Source organism: Streptomyces sp. NPDC002776, from assembly GCF_053592195.1.
The window spans coordinates 416,607-431,123 of record NZ_JBSFVG010000002.1; the positions used below are offsets into that span (position 1 = coordinate 416,607).

14 protein-coding genes are annotated in these 14,517 nt (G+C 68.7%); 4 read left to right on the plus strand and 10 right to left on the minus strand.

What is annotated here, in order from left to right; all coding sequences use genetic code 11:
* Positions 1-12 precede the first annotated feature (12 nt).
* The 4 genes from qcrB to ctaE form a co-directional block, all read right to left on the minus strand.
* A complete protein-coding gene (qcrB, locus tag ACWD11_RS06065) occupies positions 13-1,650 on the minus strand; it encodes a cytochrome bc1 complex cytochrome b subunit (protein ID WP_389418497.1) in 1,638 nt (545 codons plus the stop codon).
* Positions 1,647-2,702, minus strand: a complete 1,056-nt coding sequence (gene qcrA, locus ACWD11_RS06070) for a cytochrome bc1 complex Rieske iron-sulfur subunit (RefSeq protein ID WP_389418496.1) — start codon at positions 2,700-2,702, stop codon at positions 1,647-1,649. Before qcrA ends, qcrB begins: the two co-directional genes overlap by 4 nt.
* On the minus strand, positions 2,699-3,511 hold the full coding sequence (gene qcrC / locus ACWD11_RS06075) for a cytochrome bc1 complex diheme cytochrome c subunit (RefSeq protein ID WP_389418495.1): 813 nt from the start codon (positions 3,509-3,511) through the stop codon (positions 2,699-2,701). Before qcrC ends, qcrA begins: the two co-directional genes overlap by 4 nt.
* A gap of 91 nt (positions 3,512-3,602) precedes the next feature.
* Complete coding sequence (gene ctaE / locus ACWD11_RS06080) at positions 3,603-4,223, minus strand: aa3-type cytochrome oxidase subunit III (protein WP_389418494.1); 621 nt, start codon at positions 4,221-4,223, stop codon at positions 3,603-3,605.
* A 178-nt stretch (positions 4,224-4,401) separates the two neighbouring features.
* Between ctaE and ACWD11_RS06085 the strand changes: the two genes are divergently transcribed.
* Complete coding sequence (locus ACWD11_RS06085) at positions 4,402-4,803, plus strand: response regulator (protein WP_389418493.1); 402 nt, start codon at positions 4,402-4,404, stop codon at positions 4,801-4,803.
* A 3-nt stretch (positions 4,804-4,806) separates the two neighbouring features.
* Here ACWD11_RS06085 and ACWD11_RS06090 read toward each other — a convergent pair whose 3' ends face one another.
* From ACWD11_RS06090 to ctaC, 4 genes are all read right to left on the minus strand, one after another.
* Entirely contained in the window at positions 4,807-6,069 is a 1,263-nt protein-coding gene (locus ACWD11_RS06090) for an Ig-like domain-containing protein (RefSeq protein ID WP_451281531.1), read from the minus strand.
* A gap of 130 nt (positions 6,070-6,199) precedes the next feature.
* The gene (locus ACWD11_RS06095; protein ID WP_389418491.1) at positions 6,200-6,598 is read right to left on the minus strand and encodes a cytochrome c oxidase subunit 4; all 399 of its coding nucleotides are present in this window, start codon (positions 6,596-6,598) and stop codon (positions 6,200-6,202) included.
* Entirely contained in the window at positions 6,595-8,328 is a 1,734-nt protein-coding gene (gene ctaD / locus ACWD11_RS06100) for an aa3-type cytochrome oxidase subunit I (RefSeq protein ID WP_389418490.1), read from the minus strand. The genes ACWD11_RS06095 and ctaD overlap by 4 nt, the downstream gene beginning before the upstream one ends.
* A complete protein-coding gene (gene ctaC, locus ACWD11_RS06105) occupies positions 8,325-9,284 on the minus strand; it encodes an aa3-type cytochrome oxidase subunit II (RefSeq protein ID WP_389418489.1) in 960 nt (319 codons plus the stop codon). The genes ctaD and ctaC overlap by 4 nt, the downstream gene beginning before the upstream one ends.
* Positions 9,285-9,530: 246 nt before the next feature.
* On the opposite strand from ctaC, the gene ACWD11_RS06110 reads away from it, so the two are divergent.
* Positions 9,531-10,922 carry an aminotransferase class V-fold PLP-dependent enzyme gene (locus tag ACWD11_RS06110; protein WP_451281533.1) on the plus strand — a complete coding sequence of 464 codons (1,392 nt, stop codon included), beginning with the start codon at positions 9,531-9,533 and terminating at the stop codon, positions 10,920-10,922.
* Between the two features lie 2 nt (positions 10,923-10,924).
* Here ACWD11_RS06110 and ACWD11_RS06115 read toward each other — a convergent pair whose 3' ends face one another.
* Complete coding sequence (locus ACWD11_RS06115) at positions 10,925-11,899, minus strand: carbohydrate kinase family protein (protein WP_451120567.1); 975 nt, start codon at positions 11,897-11,899, stop codon at positions 10,925-10,927.
* Between the two features lie 134 nt (positions 11,900-12,033).
* Between ACWD11_RS06115 and ACWD11_RS06120 the strand changes: the two genes are divergently transcribed.
* The gene (locus tag ACWD11_RS06120) at positions 12,034-12,243 is read left to right on the plus strand and encodes a hypothetical protein (RefSeq protein WP_389418486.1); all 210 of its coding nucleotides are present in this window, start codon (positions 12,034-12,036) and stop codon (positions 12,241-12,243) included.
* Positions 12,244-12,336: 93 nt separating this feature from the next.
* Positions 12,337-13,908 carry a hypothetical protein gene (locus ACWD11_RS06125; protein WP_451281535.1) on the plus strand — a complete coding sequence of 524 codons (1,572 nt, stop codon included), beginning with the start codon at positions 12,337-12,339 and terminating at the stop codon, positions 13,906-13,908.
* A 72-nt stretch (positions 13,909-13,980) separates the two neighbouring features.
* On the opposite strand, the gene erpA is transcribed toward ACWD11_RS06125, so the two are convergent.
* Entirely contained in the window at positions 13,981-14,337 is a 357-nt protein-coding gene (erpA, locus tag ACWD11_RS06130; protein ID WP_389418484.1) for an iron-sulfur cluster insertion protein ErpA, read from the minus strand.
* Positions 14,338-14,517: the final 180 nt, after the last annotated feature.

Here is a 14,517-nt window from a genome sequence, read left to right on the forward strand (position 1 = left end):
CGTGCGCAGCGATCAGTGGTGGCCGTGGCCGCTCGTGATCTCCTTGTACTCCTCGACGGTCGGCTTCGGAATCTGGGACTCCTCGCCGTAGTACGCCTTGCTGAGCTTGGCGCGCAGCTTCTCGGAGCCCTTCACCTTGCGCTCGACACCGTTCTCGTCGACCGTCGGGCCGATCTCGGCCGGCTTGTACTGCTCGTGCGCGGTGAGGGTGTGCAGCTGCTCCTGGCTGAGCGGCTCGTGCACCTCGATGAACTCACCGTGCGGCAGGCGCTTGATGATGCCCGACTCGCGGCCGTGCAGCACCTTCTCCCGGTCCCGGCGCTGGAGGCCGAGGCAGATCCGCTTGGTGATGATGAAGGCGACGACCGGGCCGACGAAGAAGCCGATCCGGACGAACCAGGTGATGGCGTTGATCGACATGTGGAAGTGGGTGGCCCACAGGTCGTTTCCACCACCGATCAGCAGGATCATGTACCAGGTGATCCACGCGACACCGAAGGCGGTACGGGTCGGCGCGTTGCGCGGGCGGTCCAGGATGTGGTGCTCGCGCTTGTCGCCGGTGACCCAGGCCTCGATGAACGGGTAGACCGCGATGGCGACCAGGACCAGCGGGAAGATCATCAGCGGGATGAACACACCCAGGACGAGCGTGTGGCCCCAGAAGTTGATCTCCCAGCCCGGCATCACACGGATCAGGCCCTCGGAGAAGCCCATGTACCAGTCGGGCTGGGCGCCGGTGGACACCTGGTCCGGACGGTAGGGGCCCAGGGCCCAGATCGGGTTGATCGTGGCGATGGCGGAGATGGCCGCGATGACACCGAAGACCAGGAAGAAGAAGCCTCCGGCCTTGGCCATGTAGACCGGCAGCAGCGGCATGCCGACGACGTTCTTGTTGGTCTTGCCGGGACCCGCGTACTGCGTGTGCTTGTGGTAGACGACCAGGATCAGGTGGGCGACCACCAGGCCGAGCATGATGCCCGGCAGCAGCAGGATGTGGACCGAGTAGAACCGGGCCACGAAGTCGCCGCCCGGGAACTCCCCGCCGAAGAGGAAGAACGACAGGTACGTGCCGACGATCGGCACGGACAGGACCGCGCCCTCCATGAACCGGACACCGGTGCCGGAGAGCAGGTCGTCCGGGAGCGAGTAACCGGTGAAACCGGTGAACATGCCGAGGACGAAGAGCAGGAAGCCGAACAGCCAGTTGATCTCACGCGGCTTGCGGAACGCGCCGGTGAAGAACACGCGCATCATGTGCACGAACATGCCGGCCAGGAAGATCAGCGCGGCCCAGTGGTGGATCTGCCGGATGAGCAGACCACCGCGGACGTCGAAGGAGATGTGCAGCGTGGAGCTGAACGCCTCCGACATCAGCTGACCCTGCAGCGGGACGTAACTGCCGTGGTACTCCACCTCGTTCATCGACGGGTGGAAGAACAGCGTCAGGTACACACCCGTGAGGATGATGATGATGAAGCTGTAGAGGCAGACCTCACCCAGCATGAACGACCAGTGGTCGGGGAAGATCTTGCGCATGTTGGCCTTGGCCAGGCCGTAGATGCCCAGTCGGCCGTCGGCCCAGTCGGCGACTCGCTCGCCGGCCGGCGCCTTCCCGCGTGCGCGGGACTCTGTGGTCTCTGTAGTGCTCATCCGCGCTCCCAGAAGGCAGGACCGACGGGCTCATCGAAGTCGCCGAGCGCCTCGAGGTAGCCCTCGTCGTTCACACCGATGCGCAGCTGCGGCAGGGCGTGACCGGCGGGACCGAAGATCACTCGGGCACCGTCGGAGAGGTCGAAGGTGGACTGGTGGCAGGGGCACAGCGCGTGGTGCGTCTGCTGCTCGTACAGGGAGATCGGGCAACCGACGTGGGTGCAGATCTTCGAGTACGCGACGATCCCCTCGTGCGACCACTCGAGCTCGCGCTTGTCCTTGATGTTGTCCGGCTGGATGCGGACGATCATCAGGGCCGCCTTGGCGATCTCCTTCTGGAAGTCGTGGTCGTGCTCCTCCAGGCCCTCCGGCTTGGCGAAGGTGAGGGAGCCGACCGCGACGTCCGAGGGACGCAGCGGCTCGTTGGTGTTCATGTTGACCAGCAGCTTGCCCTTGGACCACAGGGTGTGCCGCAGCGAGGTGCCGGGCAGCGGACCGAGGTCGCGCAGCAGGACGACACCGGAGAGCGGGAACAGGGCCAGCGCACCGAACATCGTGTTCCGGATCAGCTTGCGACGGCCGAGCGCGGACTCCTTGGCGCCCGCCGCGAAGTCGGCCAGAACCTTGGCCTTGACCTCCGGCGGCGACTGGACGGCGTGCCGCTCCTCGGCGACCTCCTCGTCCGACATCAGGGTGCGGGCCCAGTGGACCGCGCCCGCGCCGATGCAGAACAGCGAGACGCCCAGCGTCATGCCCAGCGCGAAGTTCAGCGCGCTGACGTGGCCGATCGGGAAGATGTAGACCGACTTGTCGACCGGGATCGCCACGTAGGAGGCGATGAAGGCGACGGTGGCCAGCATCGACAGCACGAACAGCATCGCGACCGCGCGCTCGGACCGCTTGGCGGCCCGCTCGTCGATGTCCTGGATCCGGTGCTCGTGGGGCGGCAGACCGGGATCCGCGAACGGGTCCTTCTCGTCCGCGACGCTCACCGCACCGTGTGCGTCCTGCTCAGCGGGCAGGTTCTCTTCTGGAATGTCTTGGCTACTCATGACTTCTTGGCCTTTGCGGTCCGAGCGGCGACCCAGACGGCGACCGCGATCAGCGCGCCGAGTCCGAAGACCCAGGCGAACAGGCCTTCGGCGACCGGACCGAGTCCGCCCAGCTCAAGGCCACCGGGGCTCTCGGTGTCGTCGCTGTTGACCGCGTCGAGGTACGCGATGATGTCCTTCTTGTTCTGCTCCGACAGCGTGGTGTCGGGGAAGGAGGGCATGTTCTGCGGGCCGGTCTGCATGGCCTCGTAGATGTGCTTCGGGTCGACGTCCTCGAGGGAGGGCGCGTACTTGCCGTGGGTCAGCGCACCGCCCTTGCCGGTGAAGTTGTGGCACTGCGCGCAGTTGGTGCGGAACAGGTCGCCACCCTTGGCGATGTCGGCGCCCTCGGGGCCGTACTCCGCCTCGGTCGGGATGGACGGACCGGCGCCCAGGGACGCGACGTACGCCGCGAGCTGGTCGATCTCGGCCTGCGAGTAGACGACCGGCTTCTCCGGCGCCTGGGCGCTCTGGGAGGTCGCGGCCGGCATGCGGCCGGTGCCCACCTGGAAGTCCACGGCCGCGGCGCCGACGCCCACCAGGCTCGGACCGTCGGAGGTGCCCTGACCGCCGGTTCCGTGGCAGCTTGCGCAGCCGACGGCGTAGAGCTTCTTACCCTCGTCGATGGCGAGAGACTGGGCGGTTTCCTCTGCCTGCGCCTTGCCCGTGGGCGCGACAAAGGCGTACAGCCCCCCAGTGGCCGCCAGCGCGAGGAGTAGGACGACGACCGCCGCCAGCGGATGGCGTCGTCGTGCGGAGAGCTTTTTCACGGATTACCCCGGTGTCAGGATCTTCTGCGTCGATGCTTCTGGGATGTGCGCTTGCTTGCTTGCCTGCTCGCAGCGCGCGGGACGGGCCCGGCTACTTGATCATGTAGATCGTGGCGAAGAGGCCGATCCAGACGACATCGACGAAGTGCCAGTAGTAGGACACGACGATGGCGGCGGTTGCCTGCTCGTGAGTGAACCTCCTGGCCGCGTACGTACGGCCGAGGACCAGCAGGAAGGCGATGAGGCCTCCCGTCACGTGCAGGCCGTGGAAGCCGGTGGTCAGGTAGAAGACCGAGCCGTACGGGTCCGAGGAGAGCGAGAGCCCGTCCTTCTTCACCAGCTCGGTGTACTCGTAGACCTGGCCGCCGATGAAGATCGCACCCATCACGAAGGTGACGATGAACCACATCCGGAGCTTCTTCACGTCACCGCGCTCGGCGGCGAAGACGCCGAGCTGGCAGGTGAGGGAGGAGAGCACCAGGATCGTGGTGTTCGTCGCCGCGAACGGGAAGTTCAGGGCGTGGGCCTTCTCCGACCAGAAGTCGGGGCCCGTCACCGATCGCAGGGTGAAGTACATCGCGAAGAGGGCCGCGAAGAACATCAGCTCGGAACTCAGCCAGATGATGGTTCCGACGCTGGTGAGGTTCGGCCGATTGACCGACGGGTGCGCGTGCCCGGTTTCTACTGTCGTTGCTGTCGCCACGACCGACATTATGTCGGTCGCTTATCCCGCCCTCACTCCGGGGGGTGCCGTTCGGAGTGTTCGCACCTCGTGTACTGCCCGGATGGCCCATCGCGCAGGTGCTCCAACCGCTGTTGACGGCGTGTTCGGAGGAGTAGCATCCGCGGCATCGGTTCTGTCCGTACGACGCTGATGTCCCGGAGGAAACATGCGGCCGACCGCCACGGTGCTGGTCTACAGCGACGACTCCAACACCCGCGAGCAGGTGCGGTTGGCCGCCGGCCGGCGACCGGCTCCCGATGTCCCGCTGGTGGAGTTCGTGGAGTGCGCGACGCCCGCCGCGGTGGTGAGCGAGCTGGACAAGGGCGGGATCGACGTCTGCGTGCTGGACGGCGAGGCCGTGCCCATGGGGGGCATGGGGCTGTGCCGCCAGCTCAAGGACGAGGTGTTCAACTGCCCGCCGGTGCTCCTGCTCATGGGCCGCCCCCAGGACGCCTGGCTGGCCACCTGGAGCCGGGCTGAGGCCGCGGTGACCCTGCCGGTGGATCCCGTGGAGTTCGCGGCCTCGCTGGCGTCCCTGCTGCGCACCCAGCGGCTCCAGAGCGCCTAGGCGTCACACCGCCGCCGGCCGCAGTCGTGCCGCGTCCGCCGGGCGGGGGCCGTCCGGCTCGCCGCCCACCAGGGCGCTGCCCTTGCGCCACTTCGCCCAGGCGACGTTCCAGTCCCCGAAGCCGTTGCCGAAGGTCTCCATGGTGTTGCCGTAGGAGTTCACGACCTTGACGAGGTCGCCCTCGCGGATGTTGTCGAAGAACCAGGCCGCGTTGGCGGTGCTCATGCCGGTGCAGCCGTGGCTGACGTTGGCGGAGCCCTGGGAGCCCACGGACCAGGGGGCGGCGTGCACGTACTCGCCGCTCCAGGTGACCCGGGTCGCGTAGTAGACGGGCAGGTCGTACGACTCCGCCGAGCCCTCCGCGATGCCGATGCTGGTGCCGCGCATCCGTACGAAGTACTCCTTGCCGAGGACGACCTTGACGCCGTTGCGGGTCTCGAAGCCGGGCTTGCCGGTGGTGACCGGCATGGACTTGATCTCCTCGCCGTTCTTGTAGACCGTCATCCAGTGCGTCGAGGCGTCCGTCACCGCGATGACCTGGTCCCCCGTGGTGATCGTCAGCGGCTTGGCCCGGCCGCCCCAGAGGCGGTCGCTGACCTTGATGCCCTCCAGGTTGCTGCGCACCCGGATGGTGGCGTGGGCGGGCCAGTAGTCCTTGGGGCGGTAGTGGAGCTCCTTGTCGTCCACCCAGTGCCAGGCGCCCTCGGTGGCGGGCTTCGAGTCGACCTTGAGGGCGCGTTCCACGACGGCGCGCTGGGCCTCGTCCTTGACCGGCTTGCTCAGTTCGGCCGTGACGGGCTGGCCTACGCCGTACGTGCCCTTCTTGGGGCCGAAGGTGACGTCCAGGCGCTTCTTGGTGAGCGGCTTGCCGGTGTCGAAGGTGAGGACGCGGCGGCCGGGGGCCCCGTCCTCGTCCTCGGTGGACACCCGGACCGTGTAGCGGGCGTCGGCGGCCAGCGGGGAGGTGCTGTGCCAGCGGCTGCCGTCGGCGGAGAGTTCGCCGCTGACGTAGCGTCCTGCGGCGTCCATGGCCGTGACGTCCGTGATGCGGCCGTCGGAGCCCTCTGCGGTGACCTCCAGGGGCTTGTCCGGGTCGGCCTTCTTCCCGGCGCCCTTGGGGCCGCTGAAGGCGATCTGGTCCGCCGCGTCGTACGGCGCGGCCGACAGGGGGTTGCCGTCCCCGCCGCACGCCGTGACGCTCGCGCCGAGCGCGATCACCAGCAGCGTGCAGCCGACGACGGTGCGGGTGCGCGGAGTTCGGTTCATGCCTACGACGCTAGGGAGCCGGGTCAGGAGCGGCGCGCCGAGTCATCCGTACGGGTGACGGGGTGCGGGACGAAGAGGGAGCCCGGACCCTCCTGACGGAGTGTCCGGGCTCCCGTGCGCTCGGCGCGTGCTACTGGGTGCGGTTCTCACCGCGGTAGTACTCGAAGACCCAGCCCCAGATGCCGATCAGGACCAGCGGGGCGGAGAAGTACATCAGCCACCAGCCGATGGCGACCGAGAGGAAGGCGAACGCGCCGCCGATGGCCAGCGCGAGCGGCTGCCAGCTGTGCGGGCTGAAGAAGCCGACCTCGCCCGCGTCGTCCGCGACGTCCGCGTTCTTGTCGTCCTGCGCCCCGGCGTCCACCCGCTTGGCCGTGAAGCCCAGGTAGAAGCCGATCATGATCGCCAGACCGAACGCCAGGAAGAGGGCCGTCGTACCGGCCGGCTCCTTCGACCACATGCCATAGACGATCGCCATGACGAGGATGAAGACGCTCAGCCAGATGAACATCCTGCCTTGGATCTTCACTTGCCGGCCTCCTTGCCGCCAGCGAGGGCCTTGTCGTCGTGCGGGGCGTTCTCGAGCTGGTCGAGAGCGGCGATCTCAGGGTGGTGCAGGTCGAACGCCGGGGATTCGGAGCGGATCCTCGGCAGGGTGAGGAAGTTGTGCCGCGGCGGCGGGCAGGACGTCGCCCACTCGAGCGAGCGGCCGTAGCCCCACGGGTCGTCGACGACGATCCTCTCGCCGTACTTGGCGGTCTTCCACACGTTGTAGAAGAACGGCAGGATCGACGCGCCGAGGATGAACGAGCTGATCGTGGAGATCGTGTTCAGGGCGGTGAAGCCGTCGGCCGCGAGGTAGTCCGCGTACCGCCGCGGCATGCCCTCGGCACCCAGCCAGTGCTGGACCAGGAAGGTGCCGTGGAAGCCGACGAACAGCGTCCAGAAGGTGATCTTGCCGAGCCGCTCGTCGAGCATCTTGCCGGTGAACTTCGGCCACCAGAAGTGGAAGCCGGAGAACATCGCGAACACCACGGTGCCGAACACCACGTAGTGGAAGTGCGCCACCACGAAGTACGAGTCCGAGACGTGGAAGTCCATCGGCGGCGAGGCCAGGATGACGCCGGTCAGACCGCCGAAGGTGAAGGTGATCAGGAAGCCGGTCGCCCAGAGCATCGGTGTCTCGAAGGACAGCGAGCCCTTCCACATCGTGCCGATCCAGTTGAAGAACTTCACGCCGGTCGGTACGGCGATCAGGAACGTCATGAAGGAGAAGAACGGCAGCAGCACTCCGCCGGTGACGTACATGTGGTGCGCCCACACCGTCACGGACAGGCCCGCGATCGAGATCGTCGCCGCGATCAGGCCCATGTAGCCGAACATCGGCTTGCGGGAGAAGACCGGGATGACCTCGGAGATGATGCCGAAGAACGGCAGGGCGATGATGTACACCTCTGGGTGGCCGAAGAACCAGAAGAGGTGTTGCCACAGCAGGGCGCCGCCGTTGGCGGAGTCGAAGATGTGGGCGCCGAACTTGCGGTCCGCCTCCAGCGCGAACAGCGCCGCGGCCAGGACGGGGAAGGCGAGCAGGACCAGGACACCGGTCAGCAGCACGTTCCAGGTGAAGATCGGCATGCGGAACATCGTCATGCCGGGTGCGCGCATGCAGATGATCGTGGTGATGAAGTTGACCGAGCCGAGGATGGTGCCGAAGCCGGAGAAGGCCAGGCCCATGATCCACATGTCGGCGCCGATGCCGGGCGAGCGGACCGCGTCGGACAGCGGGGTGTAGGCGAACCAGCCGAAGTCGGCGGCGCCGTCGGGGGTGAGGAAGCCGGCGACCGCGATCAGCGAGCCGAACAGGTACAGCCAGTAGGCGAACATGTTCAGCCGCGGGAAGGCGACGTCGGGGGCGCCGATCTGCAGCGGCATGATCCAGTTCGCGAAGCCCGCGAACAGCGGCGTCGCGAACATCAGCAGCATGATCGTGCCGTGCATCGTGAACGCCTGGTTGAACTGCTCGTTCGACATGATCTGCAGACCCGGACGGGCCAGCTCGGCGCGCATGAACAGCGCCAGCAGGCCACCGATGCAGAAGAACGCGAACGACGTGACCAGGTACAGCGTGCCGATCGTCTTGTGGTCAGTGGTGGTGAGCCACTTGATCACGACGCTGCCACGGTTCTGGCGCCGGACCGGCAGCTCGTCCTCGTAGTGGGACCCTGCCGCGGCACCCTGGGGTTCGTTGAGGATGCTCACAGGTTGTTCGTCTCCCGGTTCTTCTCGTGGCTCGTCTGCGCGATGCCGGCGGGAACGTAACCGGTCTGCCCCTTCTTCACGAGTTCCTGAAGGTGCTGCTCGTAGCGCTCCTGGGAGACGACCTTCACGTTGAACAGCATCCGGGAGTGGTCGACGCCGCAGAGCTCGGCGCACTTGCCCAGGAAGGTGCCCTCCTGGTTGGGGGTCACCTCGAAGGCGTTGGTGTGGCCCGGGATGACGTCCTGCTTCATGAGGAACGGCACCACCCAGAAGGAGTGGATGACGTCACGCGAGGTCAGGACGAAGCGGACGCGCTTGCCCTCGGGCAGCCACAGGGTCGGACCCGGGTTGCCGGTCTGCGGGTTGCGCGCGCCGGGGGTGCCGCAGTCGTAGACGCCGCCGGCATTCGCCGGGAAGTCTTCCTTGTAGCGGTCCGGAATCGCGTCCAGTTCCTTGGCCTTGGTGGCGTCACCGGTGGAACCGCCGACGCCCTCGACGTAGTTGAAGCACCAGCTCCACTGGAAGCCGACGACGTTGATGGTGACGTCGGGCTTGTCCTTGAGCTCGAGGAGCTTCGACTCGTCCCGGGCCGTGAAGTAGAAGAGCACCGAGACGATGATCAGCGGGACCACCGTGTACAGCGCCTCGATCGGCATGTTGTACCGGGTCTGCGGAGGGACCTCGACCTTGGTGCGGCTGCGCCGGTGGAAGATCGCACTCCACAGGATCAGGCCCCACACCAGCACGCCGACGGCGAGCGCGGCAGCCCAGGATCCCTGCCACAGGGAGAGGATCCGCGGAGCCTCTTCCGTGGTCGGGGTGGGCATACCAAGGCGGGGGAAGTCCTTGTATGTGCAACCGGTGGCGGTCGCCAGGACCAGGCCCGCGGTCAGTGCCTGCAGCAGCTTCCGCCGCATCGGGCGCCGCGGCGAGCGGTCGGAGCCGTTGGGACTCACGTAGCGCCTTCCCGAGAGTCTCGCCCGCGCGGATTGGCTGCGGCCTGCCTTACTCGGTGGTCGGTCGCCGCCCTGCGTCGGGCAGGGGTTTGGATGTTTATGCGGACCAAACCCTAGCCGACCCTCTCCGAGGGTTCGCGGGGAGGGGTGCCTAGTCGCTCCGTGGGTTAGCTGAATTGGCGGGTGCGGGCAGTTTGTGGCTGATCGCGCAGTTCCCCGCGCCCCTGAGGGGGTTAGCGTTGCCGTGTGTCCTACTTCGACGCTGCTTCCGCTTCTCCGCTCCATCCCGTTGCTCGTCAGGCGCTGTTGGCCTCCCTTGATGAAGGGTGGGCTGATCCTGCGCGGTTGTACCGCGAGGGGCGCAGGGCTCGGATGTTGCTGGATGCCGCTCGGGAGGCGGCTGCCGAGGCCGTGGGGTGCCGTCCTGACGAGCTGAGCTTCACCGCTTCCGGTACCCAGGCCGTGCATGCCGGGATCGCGGGGGCGTTGGGTGGGCGGCGGCGGGTGGGACGTCACCTCATCGTGTCAGCCGTTGAACATTCGTCCGTGCTGCATTCCGCCGAGATCCACGAGAAAGAGGGCGGTTCGGTCACCCAGGTGGCGGTCGACCGAATGGGAAAGGCGGCCCCCTCGGACTACGCGGAAGCGCTTCGGGAGGACACCGCGCTGGCCTGTCTGCAGTCGGCCAATCACGAGGTGGGGACCGAGCAGCCCGTTGCCGAGGTGGCCGCGGTGTGCCGGAAGGCGGGCGTGCCGTTGCTCGTGGATGCGGCGCAGTCGCTGGGGTGGGGGCGGGTCGACGGGGACTGGTCGCTGCTCACCGGCAGTGCGCACAAATGGGGCGGGCCCTCCGGAGTCGGACTGCTCGTGGTGCGCAAGGGGGTGCGGTTCGCCCCGCAAGGGCCGTCGGACGAGCGGGAGTCCGGGCGGGCGGCCGGGTTCGAGAACCTGCCGGCGATCGTGGCGGCGGCGGCCTCGCTGCGGGCGGTGCGGGCCGAGGCGGCCCAGGAGGCGGCGCGGCTGCGGGAGCTGACGGACCGGATCCGGGCCCGGGTGCCGGAACTGGTGCCGGACGTGGAGGTGGTCGGCGACCCGGTGCGCCGGCTGCCCGGGGTCGTCACCTTCTCCTGTCTCTATGTCGACGGGGAGACACTCCTGCACGAGCTGGACCGTTCCGGTTTCTCCGTCTCATCCGGTTCGTCCTGTACGAGCAGCACGCTGACGCCCAGCCATGTGCTGAGGGCGATGGGGGTGCTCAGCGAGGGCAACGTCCGGGTGTCCCTGCCGCCCGGCACCGCGCGGGAGGACGTGGAGCGGTTCCTGGAGGTGCTGCCGGAGACGGTGGCGTCGGTGCGGGAGAAGCTCGGTGCGCCGACGCCCACGACCGCCGTACGCGAGGACGCCCTGATCGTCGATGCCCTGATCGTCGACGCCCTGGGCAAGCGCTGCCCGATCCCCGTGATCGAACTGGCGAAGGTCATCGGGGACGTGCCGGTCGGCGGCACGGTGCGGGTGCTGTCCGACGACGAGGCGGCGCGCCTCGACATCCCCGCGTGGTGCGAGATGCGGGGGCAGGAGTACGCGGGTGAGGAACCGGCGGAGCGAGGAACGGCGTATCTCGTCCGCCGGGTGAGCTGAGATCAGCGCAGGTAGCCCTGGACCTCGGCCGCGGCCTCGTCGCCGTACGCCTTCATGAAGCGCTCCATGAAGTGCCCGCGGCGCAGCTGGTACTCCTGGGTGCCCACCGTCTCGATGACGAGCGTCGCGAGCATGCAGCCGACCTGCGCGGCGCGCTCCAGGGAGACCCCCCAGGCCAGTCCCGACAGGAATCCGGCGCGGAAGGCGTCGCCGACGCCCGTGGGGTCGGCCTTGCGCTCCTCCTCGGGGCAGCCGACCTCGATCGGGGACTCGCCGGACCGCTCGATCCGGACGCCCTGCGAGCCCAGCGTGGTGACGCGGCAGCCGACCTTGGCCAGGATCTCCGCGTCGGACCAGCCGGTCTTGGACTCGATGAGCCCCTTCTCGTACTCGTTGGAGAAGAGGTAGGTGGCTCCGTCCAGCAGTATCCGGATCTCGTCGCCGTTCATCCGGGCGATCTGCTGGGAGAAGTCGGCGGCGAAGGGGATGCCGCGCGAACGGCACTCCTCGGTGTGGCGCAGCATCCCCTCGGGGTCGTCGGCGCCGATGAGGACCAGGTCGAGGCCGCCGACGCGGTCCGCGACGGTCTTCAGCTCGATGAGCCGGGCCTCGCTCATGGCACCCGTGTAGAAGGAGCCGATCTGGTTGTGGTCGGCGTCGGTGGTGCACACGAAGCGCGCGGTGTGCAGGGTCTCGGAGATGCGCACCGATTCGGTGTCGACGCCGTGGCGGTCGAGCCAGGCCCGGTACTCGTCGAAGTCGAAGCCCGCGGCGCCGACGAGGATCGGCCGGGTGCCCAGCTGGCCCATGCCGAAGGCGATGTTCGCGCCGACGCCGCCCCGGCGGACGTCCAGGTTGTCGACCAGGAAGGAGAGCGAGACCGTGTGCAGCTGGTCCGCGACGAACTGGTCGGCGAAGCGGCCGGGGAAGGTCATGAGGTGGTCGGTGGCGATGGAGCCGGTGACTGCGATGCGCACGGCTGGGGTTCTCCTGCGGATGCGGAGGCGGATTGACAGTTCACGCTACCCGGTTCGGGAGTGACTCAGAAGCGCCCAAAACTACCCGATAGTAGATCTTTCTTCGCAGGCCATGGCGTGTCTACGGTTCGGCTATGACGAAACTCAAGGCTCCGGTTCCCGCTCCGGCCGACCTGGACGGCGGTCTGGCGGCGCTGCGCGGGGACTGCGCCCGGATGGCTCCCCACTGGGCGGTTCCCGACCGGATCACCCCGCGACCGGTCTCCCCCTCGCTCATCCACGGGGTGGAGGTGCCGCACAGGTCCGCCCGGCTGCTGGACGCGATGTCGGACTACGGTGACTGAATCCGTCCCTCGCGGGAACCGTGCGCTCGTGTGCCGCGTCCCATCGCTGTCCCCCGGAAAGGGGATGCGGGATACGACCCAAGGAGCGATGCGGTGAACACCGAGCGACCCGACGACGACGCGGCCGAGCCCGGCGCCGTCGAGAACACCGGCCCCGCGCGGGACGCCGATGACACCGTCGGGGCCGACGAGAACTCCGCGCGACGCGAGGGCGCCGCGGAGGAGCACGGCACGGACTCCGGTGCGGGCAGGCGCCGCTCCCCCGTGATCATCGCCTCCGTGGCCGCGGCGGTGCTGCTCGTCGGGGGTGGCGGGGCCTACCTCGCCGCCGGTGCCTCCGACGGTTCGGACGACGGCACCTCCTCGGGGGCACCCGGGGCGGACACTCCCCCGCCGCTCGCGCTCGACGGGTACTCCGAGGGCCCGGCGAGCGGGATCGCGCCCGGGGAGCCGAATCCGTACGGCGCCACCTTCGAGGTCCCCGGCGCGCTGCCGCAGGGGCCCGGTTCGGCTCCGGTGTACCGGGCCCGGGGTGAGGTCACCGCGGACGAGGTGACCCGGCTCGCGGCGGCGCTCGGGGTCGCCGGGAAGCCGGTGCTCCAGGGGCAGGCCTGGCGGATCGGCGGCAAGGACGGGTCGGGGCCGAGTCTGCAGGTCAACCAGCAGGCGCCGGGCACCTGGACCTTCCAGCGGTACGCCCCCGGCGGGGACAGCTGTGAGAGCCCGGCCGTCTGCACCGACAAGCCCGGCGGCGACGCCGTCGACCCGGTGAGCGAGGAGGCCGCGAAGAAGGCCGCCGCCCCGGTGCTGAAGGCGGTGGGCCAGGACGACGCGAAGCTCGACGCGAGCCAGGTCATGGACGCCCAGCGGGTGGTGAACGCCGAGCCGGTGGTCGGCGGGCTGCCGACCTACGGCTGGACGACGGGCGTGACCGTGAGCGCGCAGGGCGAGGTGGTCGGCGGCAGCGGTCAGTTGAAGGCGCCGGGCAAGAACGACACCTATCCCGTGCTGAGCGCCGAGAAGACGCTCGCGCTGATGAACTCGGCGCCGGCGGACGACCCGCGCGCGGGCATCGGGGGCTGCGCCAGTCCCGTACCGCTGGAGGACGAGGCGGCGTGCGGGGAGGCCGGGAAGAAGGACACCATCACGGTCGAGAAGGCCGTGTTCGGCCTGGCCGCGCACCATGTGGACGCCCGCCAGGCGCTCGTGCCGTCCTGGCTGTTCCGGGTCCGGGCGCCGGGCGCGCAGGACAGCTTCACGGTGACCCATCCGGCGATCGACCCGAGGTTCCTGGCCTCGACGGCGCCGTCCGGGCCGCCGACCGAGCAGCCGAGCCCGCGGCCGACCGGGCCGGACGACGAGCGGACCACCCGCGAGATGAGCGCCGACGGCTACACCAGCGAGGGCAGGGAGCTCACCGTCGCCTTCACCGGCGGGGTGTGCGCCGACTACGACGTCAGCGCGCGCGAGAACGGGGACGCGGTGACGGTCACGGTGACCGAGACCCCTCGGGCCGACAAGGTCTGCATCCTGGTCGCCAAGGTGTACCACCGCACGGTGCGACTGGACGAGCCGCTCGGCGATCGGAAGGTCGTCGGCCCGGACGGCGAGGCGATCCCGCTGGAGAAGCCGGGCGCCCGGCTGCCGGAGACCTCGGCGCGGTAGCGGGGCCGGACGCGCCGACGGCGGCGTCCCCCGGTCGTCCGGGGGCGCCGCCGTCATGACGGGTGCTGCCTGTCAGTTGAAGGAGTCGCCGCAGGCGCAGGAGCCGGTCGCGTTCGGGTTGTCGATCGTGAAGCCCTGCTTCTCGATGGTGTCGACGAAGTCGATGGTGGCGCCGCCCAGGTACGGGGCGCTCATCCGGTCGGTGACGACCTTGACGCCGTCGAAGTCCTTCACCACGTCGCCGTCGAGGGAGCGCTCGTCGAAGAAGAGCTGGTAGCGCAGGCCGGAGCAGCCGCCGGGCTGGACGGCGACGCGCAGGGCCAGGTCGTCGCGGCCTTCCTGGTCGAGCAGGGCCTTGACCTTGGACGCGGCGGCGTCGGTCAGGACGATGCCGTCGGTGACGGTGCTGGTCTCGTCCGATACGGACATCTACATCTCTCCCGGGTTGTACGGAGACTGCTTGCCGACGGTTGCAACCTGCGCGGCCCCGGATTCATTCCGGGCGGGGCGCTTGTCTTACCGGTTCGTGCGGTTCCTTCTTCATGCTCGCACACCCGCCGCGGAGCGGAAAACGGCTCTTTCGGGAATGAAAGACCGCTCACAGGGATT

Excerpts from the sequence above, each read along its gene's own strand:
- erpA (WP_389418484.1), bottom strand. The coding sequence starts at position 14,337 with ATGTCCGTATCGGACGAGACCAGCACCGTCACCGACGGCATCGTCCTG.
- ACWD11_RS06120 (WP_389418486.1), top strand. The coding sequence starts at position 12,034 with ATGACGAAACTCAAGGCTCCGGTTCCCGCTCCGGCCGACCTGGACGGC.
- ctaE (WP_389418494.1), bottom strand. The coding sequence starts at position 4,223 with ATGTCGGTCGTGGCGACAGCAACGACAGTAGAAACCGGGCACGCGCAC.
- qcrA (WP_389418496.1), bottom strand. The coding sequence starts at position 2,702 with ATGAGTAGCCAAGACATTCCAGAAGAGAACCTGCCCGCTGAGCAGGAC.
- ACWD11_RS06085 (WP_389418493.1), top strand. The coding sequence starts at position 4,402 with ATGCGGCCGACCGCCACGGTGCTGGTCTACAGCGACGACTCCAACACC.
- qcrB (WP_389418497.1), bottom strand. The coding sequence starts at position 1,650 with ATGAGCACTACAGAGACCACAGAGTCCCGCGCACGCGGGAAGGCGCCG.
- ACWD11_RS06090 (WP_451281531.1), bottom strand. The coding sequence starts at position 6,069 with ATGAACCGAACTCCGCGCACCCGCACCGTCGTCGGCTGCACGCTGCTG.